The 18,527-nt window shown below is 68.9% G+C and carries 20 protein-coding genes; 12 read left to right on the plus strand and 8 right to left on the minus strand.

Features of this window, described 5'->3' with window-relative positions; translation table 11 throughout:
• Positions 1–1,432: 1,432 nt before the first annotated feature.
• From KPL57_RS22175 to KPL57_RS22205, 7 genes are all read left to right on the plus strand, one after another.
• Positions 1,433–1,732, plus strand: a complete 300-nt coding sequence (locus KPL57_RS22175) for a hypothetical protein (protein WP_226353028.1) — start codon at positions 1,433–1,435, stop codon at positions 1,730–1,732.
• Positions 1,729–3,000 carry a hypothetical protein gene (locus KPL57_RS22180; protein WP_226353029.1) on the plus strand — a complete coding sequence of 424 codons (1,272 nt, stop codon included), beginning with the start codon at positions 1,729–1,731 and terminating at the stop codon, positions 2,998–3,000. Before KPL57_RS22175 ends, KPL57_RS22180 begins: the two co-directional genes overlap by 4 nt.
• A complete protein-coding gene (locus KPL57_RS22185) occupies positions 2,997–5,324 on the plus strand; it encodes a cell division protein FtsK (protein ID WP_226353030.1) in 2,328 nt (775 codons plus the stop codon). Before KPL57_RS22180 ends, KPL57_RS22185 begins: the two co-directional genes overlap by 4 nt.
• Positions 5,325–5,548: 224 nt before the next feature.
• Positions 5,549–5,956, plus strand: a complete 408-nt coding sequence (locus KPL57_RS22190) for a hypothetical protein (RefSeq protein WP_226353031.1) — start codon at positions 5,549–5,551, stop codon at positions 5,954–5,956.
• The gene (locus KPL57_RS22195; protein ID WP_226353032.1) at positions 5,953–6,327 is read left to right on the plus strand and encodes a hypothetical protein; all 375 of its coding nucleotides are present in this window, start codon (positions 5,953–5,955) and stop codon (positions 6,325–6,327) included. Before KPL57_RS22190 ends, KPL57_RS22195 begins: the two co-directional genes overlap by 4 nt.
• The gene (locus tag KPL57_RS22200) at positions 6,324–7,532 is read left to right on the plus strand and encodes a DUF3631 domain-containing protein (RefSeq protein WP_226353033.1); all 1,209 of its coding nucleotides are present in this window, start codon (positions 6,324–6,326) and stop codon (positions 7,530–7,532) included. Before KPL57_RS22195 ends, KPL57_RS22200 begins: the two co-directional genes overlap by 4 nt.
• A gap of 236 nt (positions 7,533–7,768) precedes the next feature.
• Complete coding sequence (locus tag KPL57_RS22205) at positions 7,769–8,071, plus strand: hypothetical protein (protein ID WP_226353034.1); 303 nt, start codon at positions 7,769–7,771, stop codon at positions 8,069–8,071.
• Here KPL57_RS22205 and KPL57_RS22210 read toward each other — a convergent pair.
• Entirely contained in the window at positions 8,050–8,964 is a 915-nt protein-coding gene (locus tag KPL57_RS22210) for a replication initiation protein (protein ID WP_226353035.1), read from the minus strand. The genes KPL57_RS22205 and KPL57_RS22210 overlap by 22 nt on opposite strands.
• A 482-nt stretch (positions 8,965–9,446) precedes the next feature.
• On the opposite strand from KPL57_RS22210, the gene KPL57_RS22215 reads away from it, so the two are divergent.
• The 4 genes from KPL57_RS22215 to KPL57_RS22230 all read left to right on the plus strand — a co-directional run bounded on the left by KPL57_RS22215 (position 9,447) and on the right by KPL57_RS22230 (position 11,138).
• Positions 9,447–9,998: a hypothetical protein gene (locus tag KPL57_RS22215; protein ID WP_226353036.1), complete on the plus strand. Its 552-nt coding sequence runs from the start codon at positions 9,447–9,449 to the stop codon at positions 9,996–9,998.
• Between the two features lie 67 nt (positions 9,999–10,065).
• On the plus strand, positions 10,066–10,422 hold the full coding sequence (locus KPL57_RS22220; RefSeq protein ID WP_226353037.1) for an antibiotic biosynthesis monooxygenase: 357 nt from the start codon (positions 10,066–10,068) through the stop codon (positions 10,420–10,422).
• Positions 10,419–10,652: a hypothetical protein gene (locus KPL57_RS22225; protein ID WP_226353038.1), complete on the plus strand. Its 234-nt coding sequence runs from the start codon at positions 10,419–10,421 to the stop codon at positions 10,650–10,652. The genes KPL57_RS22220 and KPL57_RS22225 overlap by 4 nt, the downstream gene beginning before the upstream one ends.
• Before the next feature lie 48 nt (positions 10,653–10,700).
• Positions 10,701–11,138, plus strand: a complete 438-nt coding sequence (locus tag KPL57_RS22230) for a hypothetical protein (RefSeq protein WP_226353039.1) — start codon at positions 10,701–10,703, stop codon at positions 11,136–11,138.
• Positions 11,139–11,239: 101 nt separating this feature from the next.
• Here the strand turns inward: KPL57_RS22230 and KPL57_RS22235 are convergent, their stop codons facing one another.
• The 5 genes from KPL57_RS22235 to KPL57_RS22255 form a co-directional block, all read right to left on the minus strand.
• On the minus strand, positions 11,240–11,590 hold the full coding sequence (locus KPL57_RS22235; RefSeq protein WP_226353040.1) for a hypothetical protein: 351 nt from the start codon (positions 11,588–11,590) through the stop codon (positions 11,240–11,242).
• Positions 11,591–11,771: 181 nt separating this feature from the next.
• Entirely contained in the window at positions 11,772–12,218 is a 447-nt protein-coding gene (locus KPL57_RS22240; RefSeq protein WP_226353041.1) for a J domain-containing protein, read from the minus strand.
• Between the two features lie 11 nt (positions 12,219–12,229).
• The gene (locus KPL57_RS22245) at positions 12,230–12,697 is read right to left on the minus strand and encodes a hypothetical protein (RefSeq protein WP_226353042.1); all 468 of its coding nucleotides are present in this window, start codon (positions 12,695–12,697) and stop codon (positions 12,230–12,232) included.
• Positions 12,698–12,767: 70 nt separating this feature from the next.
• On the minus strand, positions 12,768–13,352 hold the full coding sequence (locus KPL57_RS22250; RefSeq protein ID WP_226351775.1) for a recombinase family protein: 585 nt from the start codon (positions 13,350–13,352) through the stop codon (positions 12,768–12,770).
• Between the two features lie 246 nt (positions 13,353–13,598).
• The gene (locus KPL57_RS22255) at positions 13,599–16,568 is read right to left on the minus strand and encodes a Tn3 family transposase (RefSeq protein ID WP_226351132.1); all 2,970 of its coding nucleotides are present in this window, start codon (positions 16,566–16,568) and stop codon (positions 13,599–13,601) included.
• 80 nt (positions 16,569–16,648) lie between these two features.
• Here KPL57_RS22255 and KPL57_RS22260 point away from each other — a divergent pair, with 80 nt between their 5' ends.
• A complete protein-coding gene (locus KPL57_RS22260; protein WP_226353043.1) occupies positions 16,649–17,032 on the plus strand; it encodes a DUF3631 domain-containing protein in 384 nt (127 codons plus the stop codon).
• 198 nt (positions 17,033–17,230) lie between these two features.
• Here KPL57_RS22260 and KPL57_RS22265 read toward each other — a convergent pair whose 3' ends face one another.
• Together KPL57_RS22265 and KPL57_RS22270 are read right to left on the minus strand one after the other, a co-directional pair.
• Positions 17,231–17,530: a helix-turn-helix domain-containing protein gene (locus KPL57_RS22265; RefSeq protein ID WP_226353044.1), complete on the minus strand. Its 300-nt coding sequence runs from the start codon at positions 17,528–17,530 to the stop codon at positions 17,231–17,233.
• Positions 17,527–18,402 carry a replication initiation protein gene (locus tag KPL57_RS22270; RefSeq protein ID WP_226353045.1) on the minus strand — a complete coding sequence of 292 codons (876 nt, stop codon included), beginning with the start codon at positions 18,400–18,402 and terminating at the stop codon, positions 17,527–17,529. Before KPL57_RS22270 ends, KPL57_RS22265 begins: the two co-directional genes overlap by 4 nt.
• Positions 18,403–18,527: the final 125 nt, after the last annotated feature.

Raw genomic sequence — 18,527 nt, forward strand, 5'->3', positions numbered from 1 at the left:
GCCCGACCCACCGGGCACCACCACCACAGGTCCACCCGCCATAACCGACCGGGACTACCCCAGAAGCGCGTCAATGCCGCTTCTCAGGCGCTTCAAAGCCAGTTCAAAGCCCCATCAAAGCCGATCAGCACCGCGCCTCACCCGCTCCCGGCGCCCGCCACGCGGCCACCACCAGCCCGGCACGACGACCCGAGAGCCCCCAGGCCCGAACCCCCGGAGATGATCTATGCAAATCCGGGGAAATCCGAGCCGATAATAAGCCAATCCGGGACAGCAGATGATCTTCAACGCTGAGCTCGGACACCGGACCCGACGATGCCCGACTCCCACGACAGCGCGGCACTGAACCTAACCTCAAACGCTCACACCTGACGTCCAGAAAACGCAACAGCAATCGGCAACTCCACCCGCCGAAACAGCTCGCCGCACACATCGACAATCCCACCCCCCGACACCCCCTGAAACCGCGAAGCCAGTCGCGGCAATACCGCGCGCACCGACACTCCAGCCCTAACGAAAAAGGGGCTGTATCCGTAACACTCACAACGCCATCCATCCGGTACCACAAACAGTAGAAGAGGCGACGAGTAGGCGTCCGGCAACACCTGCGGAACGCCGCAACCTACAGCACCGGAAACGCAACCAGGCGCGCCCGATAATCGAGACCGCCGCCGCGCGACACCCCACCCCCCGACTCGTCACGCAGAGTGAGATTTCGGGGGATGTCCCGAAACGACCCCCAATCCGTCCCATCCGTCCCATCCGTCCCACTTGAGGTGTTCTTGCAGGTCAAGTCCCGATTTTGGGTGGGACGGATTGAGGGGGTGGGACGGATCAATCCGTCCCACCCCCTCAACGGAACGCCCGCTCGCATAGGCCGAAGATCGCCCTGAAGGCGGCCTGACCAGCAGAAACAGCGACTAGGCGGGTCCCCAGGCGCAGCAGTCACGGTTCGTGACTGATCTGAGGTGCGGACGAGCAGCCAGCGGGGTCCGCGAGATTGGTCGAGGTCGGTGCTTGACAGCCGGGGCGAGATCGTGTCTTGCTTGAGGGAGCGGTCCCCGCCAGCCCGGCGGGGTTGCGGTCACCGCCCAGGATTGGACTCCGGGGCGGCGACCTAACCGAACGACCTGACAAAGACAGGTGATCGGCTATGGGCCATGCTGCCCTTGGCATTGGTGTGTCTCCACCCCGGTCCGGGGATTCTCTTCTCGATCCACAGCGACAGCGACCCTGATCCCGGCGCTGACCAGGGCTTCTCGTGGTGCCCGGACGGGCTGACCGAGCGGGTCATCGACCGCCTCTACGGCGCCCTCCTCCACGACTCCGACCAGCCGACCGAGGCGTCTGACGGGGCGACCGCAGGCCGTCTCCTCGCGCTCCCGACACGACGTCCCGTGGTCGTTTCCGCTGGTCAGGGTGGTGAAGCGGCATGAACACGCACCTTCACCGCGCCGTCACAGCGGGCCGGGACCGGCTGGTCGAGATCGCCGTCGTCACCGCCCTGACGGGGGCGACGCTGGGCCTGACCTGGTGGTTCGCCGCGCCGCTCGGCTTCGTGACCGGCTGGTGGGCTGCCGCTGAGCTGCGCCTCCGGCAGGTCCACCGAGCCGTCCCGGCCTCGACTACCCGGGGCGAACTGCCCGCCGCCGACGCCGTCTCCGGCACCGCCGAGTCGCCCGCTGAGCCGGTTTCGGCTGGTCAGCAGGTCGAGGGGAGGGCGCGGGCATGACCACCACGTCTTCTTCTTCCACGTCATGGGCCGCGGAACGGCGTGAGTCCCGCGCCCTGGACGCCCGCCTCGCCCGGGAAGCCGCCGACGCTGCTGCGCAGCGGCGGATCGCCGAGCAGGACGCCCGCCGCGACCGCGCCCAGGCCGACCGCGATGCCGCTGAACGTCGACGCACCGAGCAGCGACAAGCCCGTGCCACAGCCCGGGCAGCCGCCCGAAACAGGGCCCTGACCTGGGCATCCACCCACACCGTCGAGCTGCTCATCTACCCGATCGCGCTGCTCTCGTTCGCTCTGGCCGCCCCCGCGATGGCCGCCTACGGACAAACCATCTACGGCCCGGGCGGCGTGCTGCTGGCTGGGATCACCGAACTCGGCATGTGGGCCTTCGCCCTCGCCATCACCGCCTCCCGACACCGACACCCACACCGGCCCGTAGTCGGGTTGCAGGCCGGGGTGGTGCTGTTCTCCCTGGTCGCGGCCTCGATGAACCTCCTCCACGGCCTCGACCAAGGCTGGACAGCCGGAGTCGTCATGGCGGTCGTGTCCATCGCCGGGGTCGCCGCGCACCAACTGACTTTGGCCGGGGCACCGCGTTCCCGGGCTGAGCGCCGGTCGGCGCGGCTGTCCGCGCTGGTGGAGGCGAAGACCGACCGCGCCCGGCGGCTCGCCGTCCGCGACGCGCAGGCAGCAGTCATCGACACCGAAGGCACCGCCCAGCTGACCTACCGGCCCGGGACCTACCAGGTCCACCGACGGGCGCTCGCCGCGACCACCGGCCCGGGACGCCACGGCGCCCCGCCCGTGCCGGTCGGGGCGGGCCGCGCCGATGACTGGGACTGGGCACTCGCCGCCCTCATCGAGGGCGCGGACTGTGTCGGCTCCCGGCTCACCAACGACCTCGACTACGAGACCGACCCGGCCCTCGACTGCCTCGACTCCGACCTCGACTCCGAGGTCGACGATGATCTTGGGGGCGGTGTCGCCGTCCTCGACCGCCGTGACGAGGAGTCGGGTGGGGAGTCGAGGGCTGACCTGCGACAGTCGACCCACCCAAGATCATCGTCGACCCTGGGAGTCGACCCCGACCATGATCTTGAACCAATCCAATCTGGCCGCAGCCTGGATGATCTTCGCGGTCTGCTCCGGGCCGCCGTCGCCGAGGGCCGGGTCGACCCCGGCTCGGCCGAATCCATCCGCCGCACGCTGCGCTGCTCCGCCGCGCGGGCCCGCCAGCTCCGCGACGAGACCGCCGGAGGCACGCGATGAGCCACCACGACGACCACAACCGCCACGACGACCAGACCGGCCGCGACGAGGCTGGCGGCGCCAGCCCAGCCCACCACGCGTCATCAGGGGACGGGCTGGCGCCGGTCATCACCCTGCACCACCACACCGACACCGGTGCCGAGGCCCCAGTGGTGATCGAGGGCGAGATCGTCGACCACACCTGCGGCCCGCAGACAGACACCGCCTCGACGCCGGGAACGGACGTGGTGGTGTCGCGGCGGGACTTCTACCGCTCCGACCTGCACACCGCAGGCCGGAGCGCCCTCGCCGCCGCCACCCACCCCGTCACCATCGGCGGGACGAAAGCCCTGGTCAGGAACACGTGGTTCGTGTTCTCCGGCGCCGGAGTCCTCATCCAGCGGTGGCGCGACACCCACGGCACCTCCCGGTATGAGCGGCAGATGCGCGCCGCCGAAATCGCCGGCGACCAGGACCGCCTCCTGGAATGGGAGGCCCGCGACACCGCCGAAAAACAGCGGCGTCATGGCCGAGTCATGGACTGGATCAACGCCCCACTCGCCTGGGCCCGCGCCGCTGGGGTCGGCGCGCTGATCGCCCTCGGGATGCTCCTCGGCCTCGGGACCGTCCTCGCGATCGCGGCGAAGGATGTTTCCCTGGTCATCGCCCCGATTGCCGGGGTGATCGACGCCGTGGCCTGGACCGTCACCTTCGTGACCGTCTACGCCACCGTGATCGCCACCCTCGCCGGTGCCGGGGCGGTGCTCGGGTTGTGGGCACTCGGCCGAGCCCGCACCGAAGCCCCCACCTGGACCGCACCACCCACCGACAACGAGGACGGCAGCGGGCGGGGCGTGATCGTCGACGAAAGCGCCGTGGTCAACGCCCTGCGCAACCTCGGCCTGAGCGCCCTGAACACCAAGTTCAAACACGGCTGGACACCACGCTGGAACCTCCCACCCGTCCACGACGGGAAGGGCTGGCACTGCCAATTCCTGCTACCCGAGGGCGTCACCGTCGAGATGCTCAACAAGCGCAAAGACGTCCTCGCCCACAACCTCCTGAGGTTGCCGGTGGAGGTGTGGCCCACCGAAGCCCGCGACCACCCCGGCATGCTGGACCTGTGGGTCGCCGACCAAGGCTCACTGACGAAACCGGTCGCGCCCTGGCCGCTGCTGCACGACGGGACCACCGACTACTTCCGCGGTGTCCCCGTCGGCGTCACCCCCCGCGCCGACCTAGTCAACGGACGACTGTTCGGCACGAACTGGGGCATCGCCGGAATGATGGGCTCCGGCAAATCCACCCTGGTCATCGACGTCCTCGCCGGAGCGATCCTCGACCCACTGGTCGAGATCGACATCTACTGCATGGCCCACAACGCCGACTACGACCCCTTCACCCCCGTCGCCCGCACCCTGTTCGTCTCCGACGACCCCGACGAGGTCCCCACCGTCCTCAACGGCCTCAAACAGCTCATGTCGGAGCTGTCCGAACGAGGACGGAAACTGTCCGCAGCCGGGGAACCGAAGCTGACCCGGGCACTCGCGGCGGCGGACCCGTCGATGCGCCCGCGTGTGGTGGTGATCGATGAGTGTCAGGAGCTGTTCGTCTCCGACGTCGGCGCCGAAGCCGCCGAGCTGGTCGCCAAGATCGTCGCGAAAGCCCGCAAGTACGGGGTGACGTTCCTGTTCGCGACACCAGTCCCCTCGAAAGAGTCCCTACCTAGAGCGGTGGCGAAGGTCCTGTCCAACCGGGCGTGCTTCGCCATCGGCGACCACCACGGCAACGACGCCATCCTCGGCACCGGCAAACACACCGCAGGCATCACCGCCACCACCCTGCAACCCATGACCGTGGGCAGCGACGGCACCGTGGACCTCGGGGACCTCGGCACCGCCATGACCTCCGGCTTCGGCCCCCGCGACGGGCTGATGCGCTGCTTCTACATCCAACGCGGCAACGGCATCGATGAACTCACCCCCATCGTCGACCGCGCCGTCAAACTCCGCGAAGACGCCGGGCTCGTCACCGGAGCAGCGACCGCCCCGGCACCGCCGCCTCGCCGGGACCTTCTGGAGGACCTGCTCCACGTCCTCACCGAAACGGGCGCGAAGCGGATGCGCACCCAGGAAGCACTCGCCGCGCTCAGCGAACTCGACCGCGCCCACTACAGCTCCTGGACCTTCGCCCGCCTCGCCGAGGAACTGCCCGCCGACGCTCGGCCCTACAAGTCCGACGGCGTCATGGTCCTCAGCGCCGCACGCCTCCACGAAGCCCACACCGACCACGAATCCATCACTGACAGTGATGAATTCGGGCCCGGGCAGAAGGGCTGCTTCTAGCCGGAGGCGGTCAGGGAGGCGTCAGGGAGGCAGGGAGTTCTCCCTCCCCCCTCCCTGACCGGTCCCTGACGCCTCCCTCCCTGGGATGACCTGCACCGACAGTCACCCAGGGAGTCCAGGGACCCACCCCCTCACACACCCCTGAAACCCGCAGTTGAGCAGGGACGAGAGGCACCCCGGTGCCTCCCTCCCTCCCCTTCGCCATGCCGAAAACAGGAGCCCCCATGACCACACACAGTCACCGCTCTCCTGAACTGCCGGAACCACCGGCAACACCTGCAGCACCTGACCCGCTCCCGTGTCGAGCCCTGGCAGTCCCGGTCCCGCGCCTGTCCGACCCGGATCGGGCCGAGGCCCTGGACGTCATCGGACACCTCGACCCCGCCGTGCTGGCCGCCGTCCTCGGACGAGCCCAGCCGACCGCGCCGCTGCTCGTCGCCGCCCGCGTGGGCGTGGAGGTCGCCGACCTGCGCCACGCCCACTGGGTCGCGCTGCGCGACGCCAGCAAGCAGGTCTCGGTCGCCTACACCGCTGCCGGACTCGCCCAACAGCCGTCCCTGGCCGAGTTGATGCGGCGCCGGTATCCGCCCCACGGCGACCCCACCCGATGGGCACGCGGAGACGCGGCATGACCACCACCGCAGCCCCACAGCTGGTCGTGGGCAAGTCGACCCGGACCACAGCCCGCCCCAGCGGGCGAGGACCGGAAGCGACGCGGCAGCACCGGGTCTCCCGACTCGCCACCCAGTCCGCTGACGGGCGAGAGCTGGCCGTGCTGGTCGACGGGCCGTGGCGTGGGCGCTGGTACTGGGCCGACGACCTGGCAGCCATGCAGGACGCGTCTCGCCGCTACCCGGACGGCCATCCGGCCGCCGAACTGCGCACCTACCGGCCGAGCGGCGAGTTCGTGCCGCACCCGCACGAGCCGGACGTGACCGGCCGCCTCTGGCGACACCACCCGAGCACCGCAACCGCCGCAACCACCTCCAGGAGGACGACGTGAACGCCCACGATCACGACGAAACCGCAGGTCATGTCGAAGGTTCCGAATCCGGCACCTTCACTCCGCCGACACCACCCGGCCCGACCGGCACGGTTCCCGGCACCGACGGTGCTGCGATCCTCGACGACCTGGAGGCCGCGCTGCGCCGCTATGTCGCCCTGCCGTCGGACGCGGCCGTGGTCGGGGTGGTGCTGTGGATCGCCGCGACCCACGCCCAACCGGCCTGGGCGCACGCGCCACGCCTGGTCGTGCGGGCACCGGAGAAGCGCTGCGGCAAATCCCGGCTCCTCGACGTCGTCGAAGGTGCGTGTCACCAGCCGTTCATCACCGTCAACGCCACCCCGGCGGCGGTCTACCGCTCCATCACCGCTGATCCACCGACGATGCTCGTCGACGAGGCCGACACGATCTTCGGGCCCGCAGCCACCGGCCACGAAGACCTCCGCGGCCTGCTCAACGCCGGACACCAACGCAACCGGCCCGCGAAGCGCTACGACCTCGCCAAAAACCGGGTCGAGTCCATCTCCACGTTCGCCATGGCCGCGCTGGCCGGGATCGGACGCATGCCCGACACCATCGAAGACCGCGCCATCGTCGTCCACATGCGCCGCAGAGCCCCCGGAGAACAGGTGGCGCCCTACCGGCACCGACGCGACCGGCCGCGCCTCCAGAAGCTCGCTGAGCGGCTGCACTGCTGGCTCCGCGACGACCTATCGGTCTTGGAAGCCGCCGAACCGGCCATGCCCGTGGAAGACCGGGCCGCTGACACCTGGGAACCACTCATCGCCATCGCCGACCACGCCGGAGGCCACTGGCCCGACCGCGCCCGCCAAGCCATCCTCGACCTCCAGGCAGAAGACACCGGGGACGACCGATCCGAACGCATCCGCCTCCTCGCCGACTGCCACACCGCCTTCGGCGACGAACAAGCGCTACCGACCATGCGGTTGCTCCAGCAGCTCCGGGCCGATCCGGAGGCACCGTGGGCCGACTACGGGCCACGCGGCGAAGGACTCACCGCGAAGAAGCTCGGAGAACTGCTCAAGGAGTACGGCATCCAGTCCGAAAAGATCGGCTTCCCTGGACTCGGCCAGACCAAAGGCTACCGCCGGGCGCCGTTCGCCGATGCATGGCGGCGCTACACGCCAGATTTGGTCACGGATCGTGACAGCAGTGCAGAACCGCCTCCTGACTCATCGTTGTAGCTGGTCAAAGCCCTGATGGGGCCTACTCCAACTGGCTGGAGCAGGCCCCATCAGGGCTTCGTTGGCGGCGCGTAGGAGGATTGATCCTCCTAGGGGCTTCAATCCTCCTAAGATCAACTTTGGGTCTGACCTGCTGATACGTCTCCATCTAGGAGAATTAGGAGGATTGAGGAGGATTGGGGGCCGTTTCGGGACATCCCCCGAAATCTCACTGTCTGTCACCGAGCTTGATGGCGGTGTCGCGCTACGGCTTCGGCCCATTCGCCGTTGTTACGGGCAGTGTGGAGCAGGCGGCCAACCGCACCGATCGTCTGCCCAGTCCGATCGGCGATCTCGCGGTAGGTGAGCCCCTGGAGGCGGAGCTCGGCGACGGTCGCACGACGTGCCCTGGCCCGCGCAGTGTAAGCGTCACGTGGTTCCGCGATCAGACGAACGAGGGTTCGCTCGCCGAGTCCGAGCTGCTGGGCAAGCTCTCGGGCAGGCAGGGCCGTTGGGCGGCGACGAGGATCAAGGGCTGTCACCCGAACACCAGCCGCTGAGCGCGAACGAGCGTGTCGAGCTGAGCTGCCGTCTTTGCGGCGCCGCCCTTGCGCCCCCGGGCGGCTTGGATCGCCTTGAAGGTGTCGTCGTATGCCTGGGGTCCGCGTGCCCAGATGCGGGAGCGGGTGGTGATCCAGCGGTGGATGGAGTCGGCGATCCCGCGTGCTTCAGCGGCGGGCAGCGGGGTGGAGAACTCCTGGTTCCGTTCGGTCACCCCGGCCCGTAGGACGGTCTTGAATCCGGCCGGGTCGCCGAAGTGGTGTCGGACCTCGCGGTAGGCCCACAGGCGGACGCCGTCGAATAGGGAGCAGTTCCGCCCGATCCCGCACGGATCGGCCTTGCGTGCCCGCTGCTGCCGCCACCCTTTGGGTGGCATGTGCCCACCGACCTGCAGGGCCGCTTCCAGCTCACCGAGGGTCCACAGGTGGTCGTGGAGGTACTGGGTGGCCCAGCTCCCGGCGAGGGGGTTCTTCATCAGCAGTCCGGAGTAGCGGCGGTCGCCGTCCACCGCCCGTCGGAGCCCTTCCAGGACCGAGGCGGCGTAGGACAGGACGTTGCGGCGGGCGTACTCGGTACGACAGACCGGGGTCGCCAGGACCCAGACGGCGTGGGCGTGCCCGTTGAACGGGTTGGTGATGATCAGGTTCGGCATCGGATGGTTCCCGTTCGCCGACAACGCCCGCAGCAACGCGTCCGGGTGGTCGATGTCGACGATCAAGAAGGTCAGCATCGCGACCGGGGACGCCTCGATGTGGGCCAGCAGCAACGCGGCGTCCCGGCCCATCCGCCGGATGCCCCAGGCCAGGTCGTCCGTGGCGTAGGGGCGCCGGGGCTTCCAGTTTCCCTCGAACATCGCACGCAGCTCGACCTCACCGGACGAGACAGGGGCCATCAGCGGCTGGGACGACGACAAGGGGGGCTCCAGAGAGACGGGGTAGGTGGTCGGGTCGTAGGGCGTTGAGCTTCGCCCTGTCTTCTTGGCCCGCTGCCGCGGGCGGAGGCGCCCGGAGGGCGAACTATCTGACTTGGCTTGAGGCGGACTTGAATAAAAGCTGGTCCCCTGGGCCGACCAGGGGAAACTAGGTCGCGATAGGCGCTGCGGCGAGCACGTAGATGCGGCCTCCAGCGGGGAGCGTGGACGAGCGACCAGGATGGTCACTGGCGGGTATCGGATCATGACTCTCCGCTCAAGGCAACCCCTCGGTGTGACGCTCTTTTGTTCATGTTCGTTTCTGGCGGGGAGCTCTATGCTTCGGGGACTCGCTCACCGACGCTCGGCCCAGCACAGCCGCAGAGCAGAGCAGAGCAGAGCAGACGTTAACGCGGACCTGCGGCTCGTAGAGGACCGCGACACGGGAAGGCGACGCGTCGGACATGGGTGACGACACCGAACACGCAGAAGACCCAGCAGGCGGCGCGACCGGTCCTGACGGGGCGAGCCGCGTCGGGGCGCAGACCCTGGCCGACCGGATCAACCAGGCGTTCAAGACGCTGCACCCCGCCGATCGCGGCCCTTACAGCACCCGTGAGGCCGTGCGCTGGATCGAAGACCACGCCGGGGGTGACGAGCCGAGTATCAGCCTGAACTACCTGTGCTCGCTGCGTAACGGGGACAAGTCCAACCCAACGGTGAAGCACCTCCAGGCCCTGGCCCGGTTCTTCCAGATCCCCGCGACCTACTTCCTCGAAGACAACGAGCACGCCGACGCCGTGCAGACCGACCTCACCCTGCTCGAAGCGATGCGCGACACCGAGGTCCAGGAGATCGCCGCCCGCGCGATCGAACTCGACCCCTCCATCCGCACCTGGCTACGCGACACCCTGCGGATGCTCCCCGAGACCGCCGAAAGCCCCGCCCACCGGGCGTGGCGCCGCCAGTTCCAGGTCCCCAACCGTCCTGACGTGAAACGACGCGATCAGGCATGATCCGGGTCATCCGAAAAATCGGATGACCCCCTGCCCACCAGCACAAACACCCACCCAGGAGACCCGCGTGTCTGTTGTGAAGATCAACGCCATCACCGTCCCTGACGGGGCCGGACCGGAGCTGGAGGCCCGGTTCGCCGCCCGCTTCGCTCAGGGCTGCATGAACGAGGTGCCCGGGTTCCTCGGCTACGAGCTGCTGCGCCCCGTCGCGGGCGACACCCGGTACTTCGTCTACACCCGCTGGGAGCACGACGCCGCCTTCCAGGCCTGGCGCACCGTCGGCGCTGAGGCCGCGCACTGCGACACCGACCGCCCGCAGGTCGGGACCGGCGCTGACCTGCTGGAATTCGAAACCGTCCCCCTCGGCACAGCATCGGACACAGCACCTGGGACGGCATCTGAGGAAGGGACCGCGACCGCATGACCACCGCCACCGGGCTCCGTGTCCTCGCCGCCACCGGCGCCGCCGCCGTGCTCACGCTCGGCGCGGCCGGGGTCGCGACCGCCGCCGAGGACATCCACTACGAGAAGGCCGGGACCTTCCCCGACGTCGCTGCCTGCGCCGATGCCGGACACACCACACCCGGTGTCACGACCTGGCTCTGCGACGAACACCCCGACGGCACCGCCGACCTCTACCTCGTCCCGGCATAGACGTCAGGGTGCCGGTCTTGACCAACACCACCACCCAGACTGGGTCTGATGGGTAAGAAGAAGCAGCAGCGCCGGACCGACCCGAGCAGCAAGGCCCGACGCCGCGCACAGCGCAAAGCCCGCGACAACGACCTCCCGCCCTTCCCCGGCCGCGACGCCGACCACGGGCTTGGGCTCGGGCTCCGGCTCATCGGGACCATCGTCGTGAACGCCGACTACCACCAGCACGACGACGGCACCTGGACCGCCACCGTCGCCCCCGAACTGCTGCCCGGCGCGGTCACCATCGACGACGTCGACCTCCACACCGTCTTCCACAAAGTCATCGCCGTCGTCGAAGTCCTCGCGCAGACCGCCCCACCCGACGCCGACATCAGCACCATCACCCTGCACCGCGTCGACGGCGACACCCTTCGCTGGCTAGCCGCCGTCGACGAGTACGGCTTCACCGACTGCGTCAACGCGGCCCAGTTCTCCGACCACTGACCACCACCGACCAGCCGGACCAGCGGCCAGCTCCTGGTGCTGCCGCGCCGCTTCCGGTCCTCACCCGACCCGGAAAGGCGACTCGCGGGCAGACGCAGTGACTATTCGGAGTGGAACTCCACCCGCACGATCCGCATGTCCATCTCACGGGCATAAGCAGGCACTACCCAGGTCATCTCCTGCGGCGCCGCCGCAGCGTTGCGGACCCAGGCCGTGTGCTCATGACGCCCCTGCCCTTCCGCGTTCTCCATCGTCACGGTGAACACCACCGTGCTCCGCGCCGCAACCTCGAACCACAACTCCTCAACGTTCTGCGCGCGATCGAACTCGATCACCGGCAGACACGCCGCCGGAGCAAGCCCCTCCCGGCACACGTCCTCCCCCGACGGCGGGCCCGCCCACACCGACGGCGCCGGTCCCGCCACCAACCCAGCCAGCACCACACCAGCCACCGCCAGAACCCCAGCACTCCGCCGCACCACCACCCGCAGCAGACCCGGCCTCTTCCTCAGCGCAGTCGTTGTCGTCGTCACCCATTTAGCCAAAGTCGTCACCCATTCAGATGTCAACTCCGACGCGCCGCGCGACTGAAACGCCGTCGCCGGACCGCGCGGCAACCGCTAGCGGCCGGGGCTAGCGGCGGGCCGGGCGGCCCAGGGCGAGGTAGACATACCGGCCGACCAGCACCGCGCCGGTGATCGCGACCATCACCGTCGCCACCGGCGCCACACCGACCACCACCGCACCGCCGACCAGCACCCCGGCCTCGGCCACGCCGGTCGCGATCAGCACCGCCGCCGGGCCCGGCCCGGGCCGGGTCACCACCGGAGCCTGCGCCGGGGCCGGGACCGCCGACGCCGCCGGGACCGCCCACACCCAGTCCTGCGCCCGATCCTGCGCCTGAGCCTCCTGCAGCAGCTCATACGCTGCGCACACCACCGCGAACCGGTCCGGATCACCACCGGCGTCGGGGTGCTCGCGGCGCACCGCCGCCCGCCACGCCGAACGCACCACCTCCGGTGACGCGGACGGGGCGACACCCAGGATCGCCGCCGCCCGCGCCACCTCGGGCCCCGTCACCAGACCGGTCCTCACCGCTGACCTCCCCCACCGTCGATGTCGCCGTCGATGTCGCCGAGCCAGATGTCGGCGTCCGCCCCGACCCGACCAGCACCACCCTGACCAGCACCACCACCGCTACCGCTTCCTCCGCCGTCCCCGGAGCCGCTACCGCCCCGGTCTCGCCGTGCGTGGGCGTGACCGGCCATGAGCTGGCGGCGCGTCAACACCGGCCCCGACACCGGCTCCTCCACCCCGACCGCCTCGTCCAGCACCCGCGACCGCCCCGACAGCGGCGTCACCAGCCCGTAGACGACCTTGTCCGGGCTCGCCCACGCGAGGTGGTGCGGCGGCATCTGCCGGACCCGGTTCGGGTCCAACAGGAACGCGTGCTGGCGGCGCACCGTCCCCGCCCCGCTGTACCCACCAGAGAACACCGAAGCGCCCCAGCCCTCGTCCGACCCGGCGCCGACCAGCTGCAACCCGACCTCCCCGACCATCCTGGTCCCGAACCGGGCCGCCAACTCGGGGCGCCGGTAAGGGAGTTGTCACCAGCCGCAAACGAGTCGATCATTGCTGGTCAGCGGGTTTATTTTCGGTGAGGTTGCGGTAGAGGGTGGCGCGGCTGACGCCGAACGCGGCTGCGATCTGGTCGGCGGTCTGGCCGGTGTCGAGGGCGGCCTGGGCCGCGGCGAGCTGGTTGGGGTCGAGTTTGCGGGGTCGGCCGGGCAGTTTGCCCGTGGCTGCGGTGGCCTCGCGGGCGTGGGCGGCGCGTTCGCGCATGAACACTCGTTCCATGTGTGCGAACAGCGCCAGTAGCGCGACGGCGAGTTCGGCCATCGGCGAGTCGTCGGTGGTGTCGATCGGGATCGGGTCCTTCAGGGTCTTGATCCCGATGCCCTGCTCGCGCAGCTCGTGCACGACGTTGAGGCATTCGCGCAGATTGCGGCCGAGTCGGTCGAGGTTGGTCGCGATGATCGTGTCGCCGGAGCGGGCGTAGCGGCGCAGCTCGGTGAAGCCGGGCCGGTCGATGGTGGCGCCGGTCTTCTTGTCGGTGTAGATCCGCTCGTCGGGTATGCCGTGGTGGCCCAGGGCGTCGAGCTGTCGTTCGAGGTCCTGGTGTGTGGTCGAGACGCGGGCGTAGCCCAGTTCCATCACGTCACCGTCCTGGCCTGGTCCCGGTCGGCATCCAGGGCGGCGGCGATCCGCGGGTCGGTAATGGCGGACTCGCCGGTCATGATCGTCTCGTTTCCTCCCGCAACTGTCTCATAAGTTTACCATGTGGCCGTGTTTCGAGGCGGTGTTTCGACGTTAGATTGTGAGACAGCGTGACCTGGGGTGATGTCGATGTCCGAACTCGCCTGCACGCTGTCGCGGAACCTTGGTTTCGAGACCGGCCAGTCAGCCGCTGGAGGCGGCGGCGGCCAGGCGAAGACGGGCGTCCATGTTCAGCCGCACCTCGCCGTAGGGCAGCACGTGCGCCCAGAACAGCGGCGTCAGCCCGCGCCGATCCTCAGCGGTGAGCGCGTCGTCCCACTCGGAGCCAGCGAGCAGGTCCTGGATCATCAGGGTGTTCACGTACACCAGGGCGGCCTGCAAGATCCGCAGGCACAGCACGCTCATCTCCTGCTCGTCGCGCCGGTTGGTGGCCAGGTCCCCGCCCTTGCCGTAGAAGATGACCGCGTTGGCCCGATTCCACGACTCGACCACGTTCAGGCCCTCGTGGATCTCTCGCTGGAGTGCCCGGCTGTGCAGGTAACGGGCCAAGAAGATGGTCTTTTGCGCCCGGCCCAGCTCGATCATCGCCTGGTAGGTCGGGTGCGCTGCGTTGGCCTTCATGAATCGCCGCAGGATCGCCTCGGTCGAGGCGGTGCCCACGCGGATCGCGGTGGCGTACTTGAGCATCTGGTCGTACTGCTCAGCGATGCGGTCCCACCGGACCGGGCGGGTCATCGCCGGTGCCAGACCCGGCCAGGCGTCTGGCTCGCCAGCAGCCGGGCGGTACAGCTTGACCTTGTTGATCCGCTTGATCCTCGGCAGCAGGTCGAACCCGAGCAGCTTCGTGATGCCGAACCCGATCTCGGACTGACCATGCGTGTCCACGTAATTGGCCTCGACCTGCATGTCGGTGCCATGCCGGATCGCGCCGTCGACCATCGCGTGCACCTCGGAGGCCGAGCAGTTCAGCCGCTGCGAGTGGATCACCACGGAGCCGCGCTCGACGTGCCAGTAGATCAGCACCCCTCGGCCGCCGTAGCGGGAGTGCCACTCGGTGAAGATGTTCTGGTCGAACGCGCCGAAGTGAGTCGAGTCGCTGGCCACGGCGGTGGATCCGTCGCCCCACAGTGTCTGCTGGCGGGCGGCGAAGGTGGCGTTGGCGATCTCGATCGCGATCTGCCGCGCGGCCTCGGTGCTCAGGTAGCGGCGCCGGGCGTAGCGAATCTCGTCCTCGGAATGCCCGTGCTCGCCGCCGGCGACCGCACGGATGCCGGTGTTGGTGCCGTACCCGTAGATAGCCAGCAGCAACCGCTCGGCCAGCACGTGCTCGGGCAAGGTGCCGCGGTCGGCGACCGAGGTCACCGCCGACAGGCAGCCGGTGCGCAGCACCGCCTCCTTGAGCATGTCGATCAGCGGCACCGTGCCCCACCGGGCCTGCACAGCCTGCTTGAGCCGGCGCAGGTTGCGCGGCTCCGGCGAGGCCTCCAGCGGGGCCAGCTTGACCGCGCCAGCCGCGCGGTCGCTAATCGACAACCAATCGCAGCCCGGCAGGGCGGTGTGCAGGGCCTCCAGCTCGGCGCGCATCTCGGCTTGCAGGTCGGCGATGAACTGGCTGGGGTCCAGCGGCTTGCGCAGCGCCTGGTAGTGCTCGACGCGATGGTCCTCGAAATCGGTCGGAAGGTCTTCGGCCGGGTTGCGCCAGGTGTCCGCGCCGACGACCCAGATTTCCTTGCACCGCAACTGCTCGCGTAGCGCCTGGAAGGTGCACACCTCGTAGACCATGCGCACGACCCGTTGCCGGCGGCGCTTGTCGTCCTTGTAAACCAGCGCCTCCCAGTCCTCGCTCAGGCCGCGATGGACCGGGATGTGCTCGCCGGCCGGGTAGTAGTGCAGGTTCCCGGCGCTGGCGTAGCGGGTGATCAGCTCCAGCGCGTCGAGCACCGGCCGGTGGGTGGTGTTGTTGCTGCGGAACTCCAGCACGTCCAGCAGCTTGATCAGCCCAGTCCGGTAGTGGTTGGTGTAGGAGCCCTTCAGCGTGGCCTTCACGGTGCGCTGGTAGGTCGGCCCGGAGGACTTGAACTCCGCGATCAGGTCGGCCAGCACGGCCTGCGGCGCGACCGGGAACACGGTGTCGCGCACGAGCTGGTCGCCGGCGTTCACGGTCGCCTCGGCGACCCGGAACAGCAAGTTCTCCTTGCCGGTGACCCGCTTGAACTCCTTGATCAGCTCCTTGGTCACCCGGACCTCGGCGCGGGCGTTGATCCGGTGCACGGTGGAGATCAGCAGCTCGACCAGCGTGTCGGTGATCTCCCGTTCCCGGCAGTGCAACAACGCCGCCAGCAGGGCCAGCGTCACCTCAGGCGCGTGTCCGCGCAGGTGGCTGGGCGCCTCGACCGCCGCCCGCGCCCGCCAGGCGGCGACCACCTTCGGGGCGATGTCGGCGAACACGCCGGCTGACAGGCCGACCGCCCGTACCGCTTCCAGCTTGGCGATCTCGGTCAACATCGTGTTCAGGCTGACGTTGCCCGGATCGGACCGGATCGAGGCCAGCACCGCCGGCCCGTCACCGTCCCCGCCGGGTTGGCCGTCGTCATCGGCACCGGCCGCGACCAAGGCGAACAGCCGAACGCGCACCGCCTCGGATAAGCGGATCGCCACCCGTGCGAACAGCAGCTCCTCGCCGCGGTGCAGCGCCGAGCGCACGATCCGGTCGACGCGGCCGCCGGTGGGCGGCTCGATACGTTCCTCCCGGCACCGGTCCAGCAGCTGGTCACGGACACGTTCAGCGCCGCGCTCGGTCTGGGTGACGGTGGTGACCAGCCACTCGGTGAGCTTGTCGGCGTCGGCGACGCTGCACTCCCGGAACCCCAGTGTCCGGCGAATCTGGCTGCGATGGAACTCGATCGTGCGGCCGGACCAGTCGTAGAACGCCAGCTCGGTCACCGGCACACCGACCTGCCGGGCCACGTAGTCCACAGCGGCGTCGGGGATCTCGCTCCGGCTGCGGGGAAACCGGCCGTGCTCGGTGTAAAAGCGCAGCAACACCGCGAACCCGAGCCGCGTCGCGCCACGCTTGCCGGCCACCATCGCCAGCTCGGCCTCGACCAGCGTCCACCGATCGATCAGTTCGTCCTGACCCAGCTCACGCGCCACGCACGGACGCTACTCCCACCCCCCGGACACCGCCGCGACCAGAGATTCAGGGTCAAGCCCCCAGCGCTCGTTTGCGGCTGATGACACGATCCTTACCGGCACCCCTGCAAGCCGAAGACACCGGGGACGACCGATCCGAACGCATCCGCCTGCTCGCCGACTGCCATGCGGCGTTCGGGGACGAGCAGGCGTTGCCGACCATGCGGCTCCTTCAGCAGCTCCGGGCTGATCCGGAGGCGCCGTGGGCCGACTACGGGCCACGCGGGGAAGGACTCACCGCCATGCGCCTCGGCAAACTCCTGGGCGAGTACGACATCCGGTCCGTGCAAGCCCGGTTCCCTGGGCTCGGGCAGGTCAAGGTCTTCCGCCGCGAGTCCTTCGCTGACGCATGGCGGCGCTACACACCCGACCTGGTCACTGACAGTGAGAATGACCGTCAGATGATCGTCAAGTCGATATCGTAGCTGGTCAGAACCCATCCAGGGCGACCTTCGGCCTGCCTGAGCGGGCAGTTCGAGGTGGGGGTGGTGAGGCTTAAGCCTCACCACCCCTCCAAGCCTCACCACCCCAAAACGCGGCTTAACCTGGGGGAATGTCCGGGGTGGTGAGGCTGGTGAGGCTTGGTGAGGCTTGGGGGGCGTTTCGGGACATCCCCCGAAATATCACTCTGCGTGATTGACGGTGCGGCGTTCCACGGCGGTCGCCCATTCGCCGTTGCGGCGGGCGGTATAAAGCACGTGCCCGACGGACCCGATGCTGGCGTCGAGGCGCTCCGCGATCTCGCGGTAGGTGAGTCCCTGGAGGCGGAGCTGCACCGCAGCGGCACGACGTTGTCGCGCTCGCCGTTCATAGTCGCTTCGTGGTTCGGCCATCAGTTTGACGACCGTGGAACGGGACACTCCGAACTGTTCGGCGAGTTCTCGGCCGGTCTTGGTTCGGCGCTTCGGGATTTGCGCTGTCATGAGAACGCCACCTTGGCCATTGCTTCACGCAGTTGCCGCGACTCCTCAGCCTCACGCTCACCTCGTACAGGGCCACCAACGAGTCCACCGTTACGTCCGGATCCGGCGAGTCCGCCGTTGCGTCCTGATCCTTTCCTGCCGCGTGCGGCTTGGATGGCGGAGAATGCGGCGTCGTAGGCGGCGGGGCCGTCGTTCCACATGCGGGAGTAGTTGATCGTCCAGTCCGAGATGGACTGGGAGATGTGGCCGAGTTCGTTCCCGCCGAGGGGGATCGGGAAATCGGCGTTGAGGATGGCGACGTGTTTGGCGACAGCGGCGCGGTAGCCCTCGGCGTCGCCCCAGTGGTGCCGCATTTCGCGGTAGGCGAAGCGGCGGACCATGTGGAACAGGGTTTCGTTGCGGGAGTAGCCGACGGGGGCGCGGCGGCGTTGGTTGTGCCAGCTGCGGCCGGGCATGTGTCCGGCGGCGGTCAGGATCGCGCCGAATTGGTTGAGGGTGGAGGTTTTGTCGTGGAGGAAGTGGGTGATCCAGCGGGAGTGGAACGGGTTTTTGATCAGCCGTCCGGGATAGGACGGGTCCCCGCCCACCGCACGCCGTAGCGCTTCTTCGATGGAGAGGCCGTAGCGGACCGCGCGGCGTGATCCGTAGTTGGTGACGTTGATCGGTGTCGTGATGCCGAACCCGGCGTGGGCGTGGCCGTTGACGGGGTTCTCGATGATCACGTTCGGCATCGGGTGGCTGTCGACGGTGGAGACCATCCGTAGGACCGCGTCGGTGCTGTCGCCGTCGATGCCGATCAGACCCCACACCTGCTTGGGGTGCAGCTCGACGTGCATCCGGGTCATCGCCTCCTCCCGGGTCTGCCGCCACACGCCGTCGTCGAACTCGTCCGCGGCGAGCGGGTACCGCGACGTCCACAAACGCCCCCAGATCGCCGTAGCCGCCTCAAACGGCAGCCCCCCGACCTAGGTAGCCCGGGCCCTCAATCGGGGCCTCA

This window comes from Pseudonocardia sp. ICBG601 (assembly GCF_020496245.1).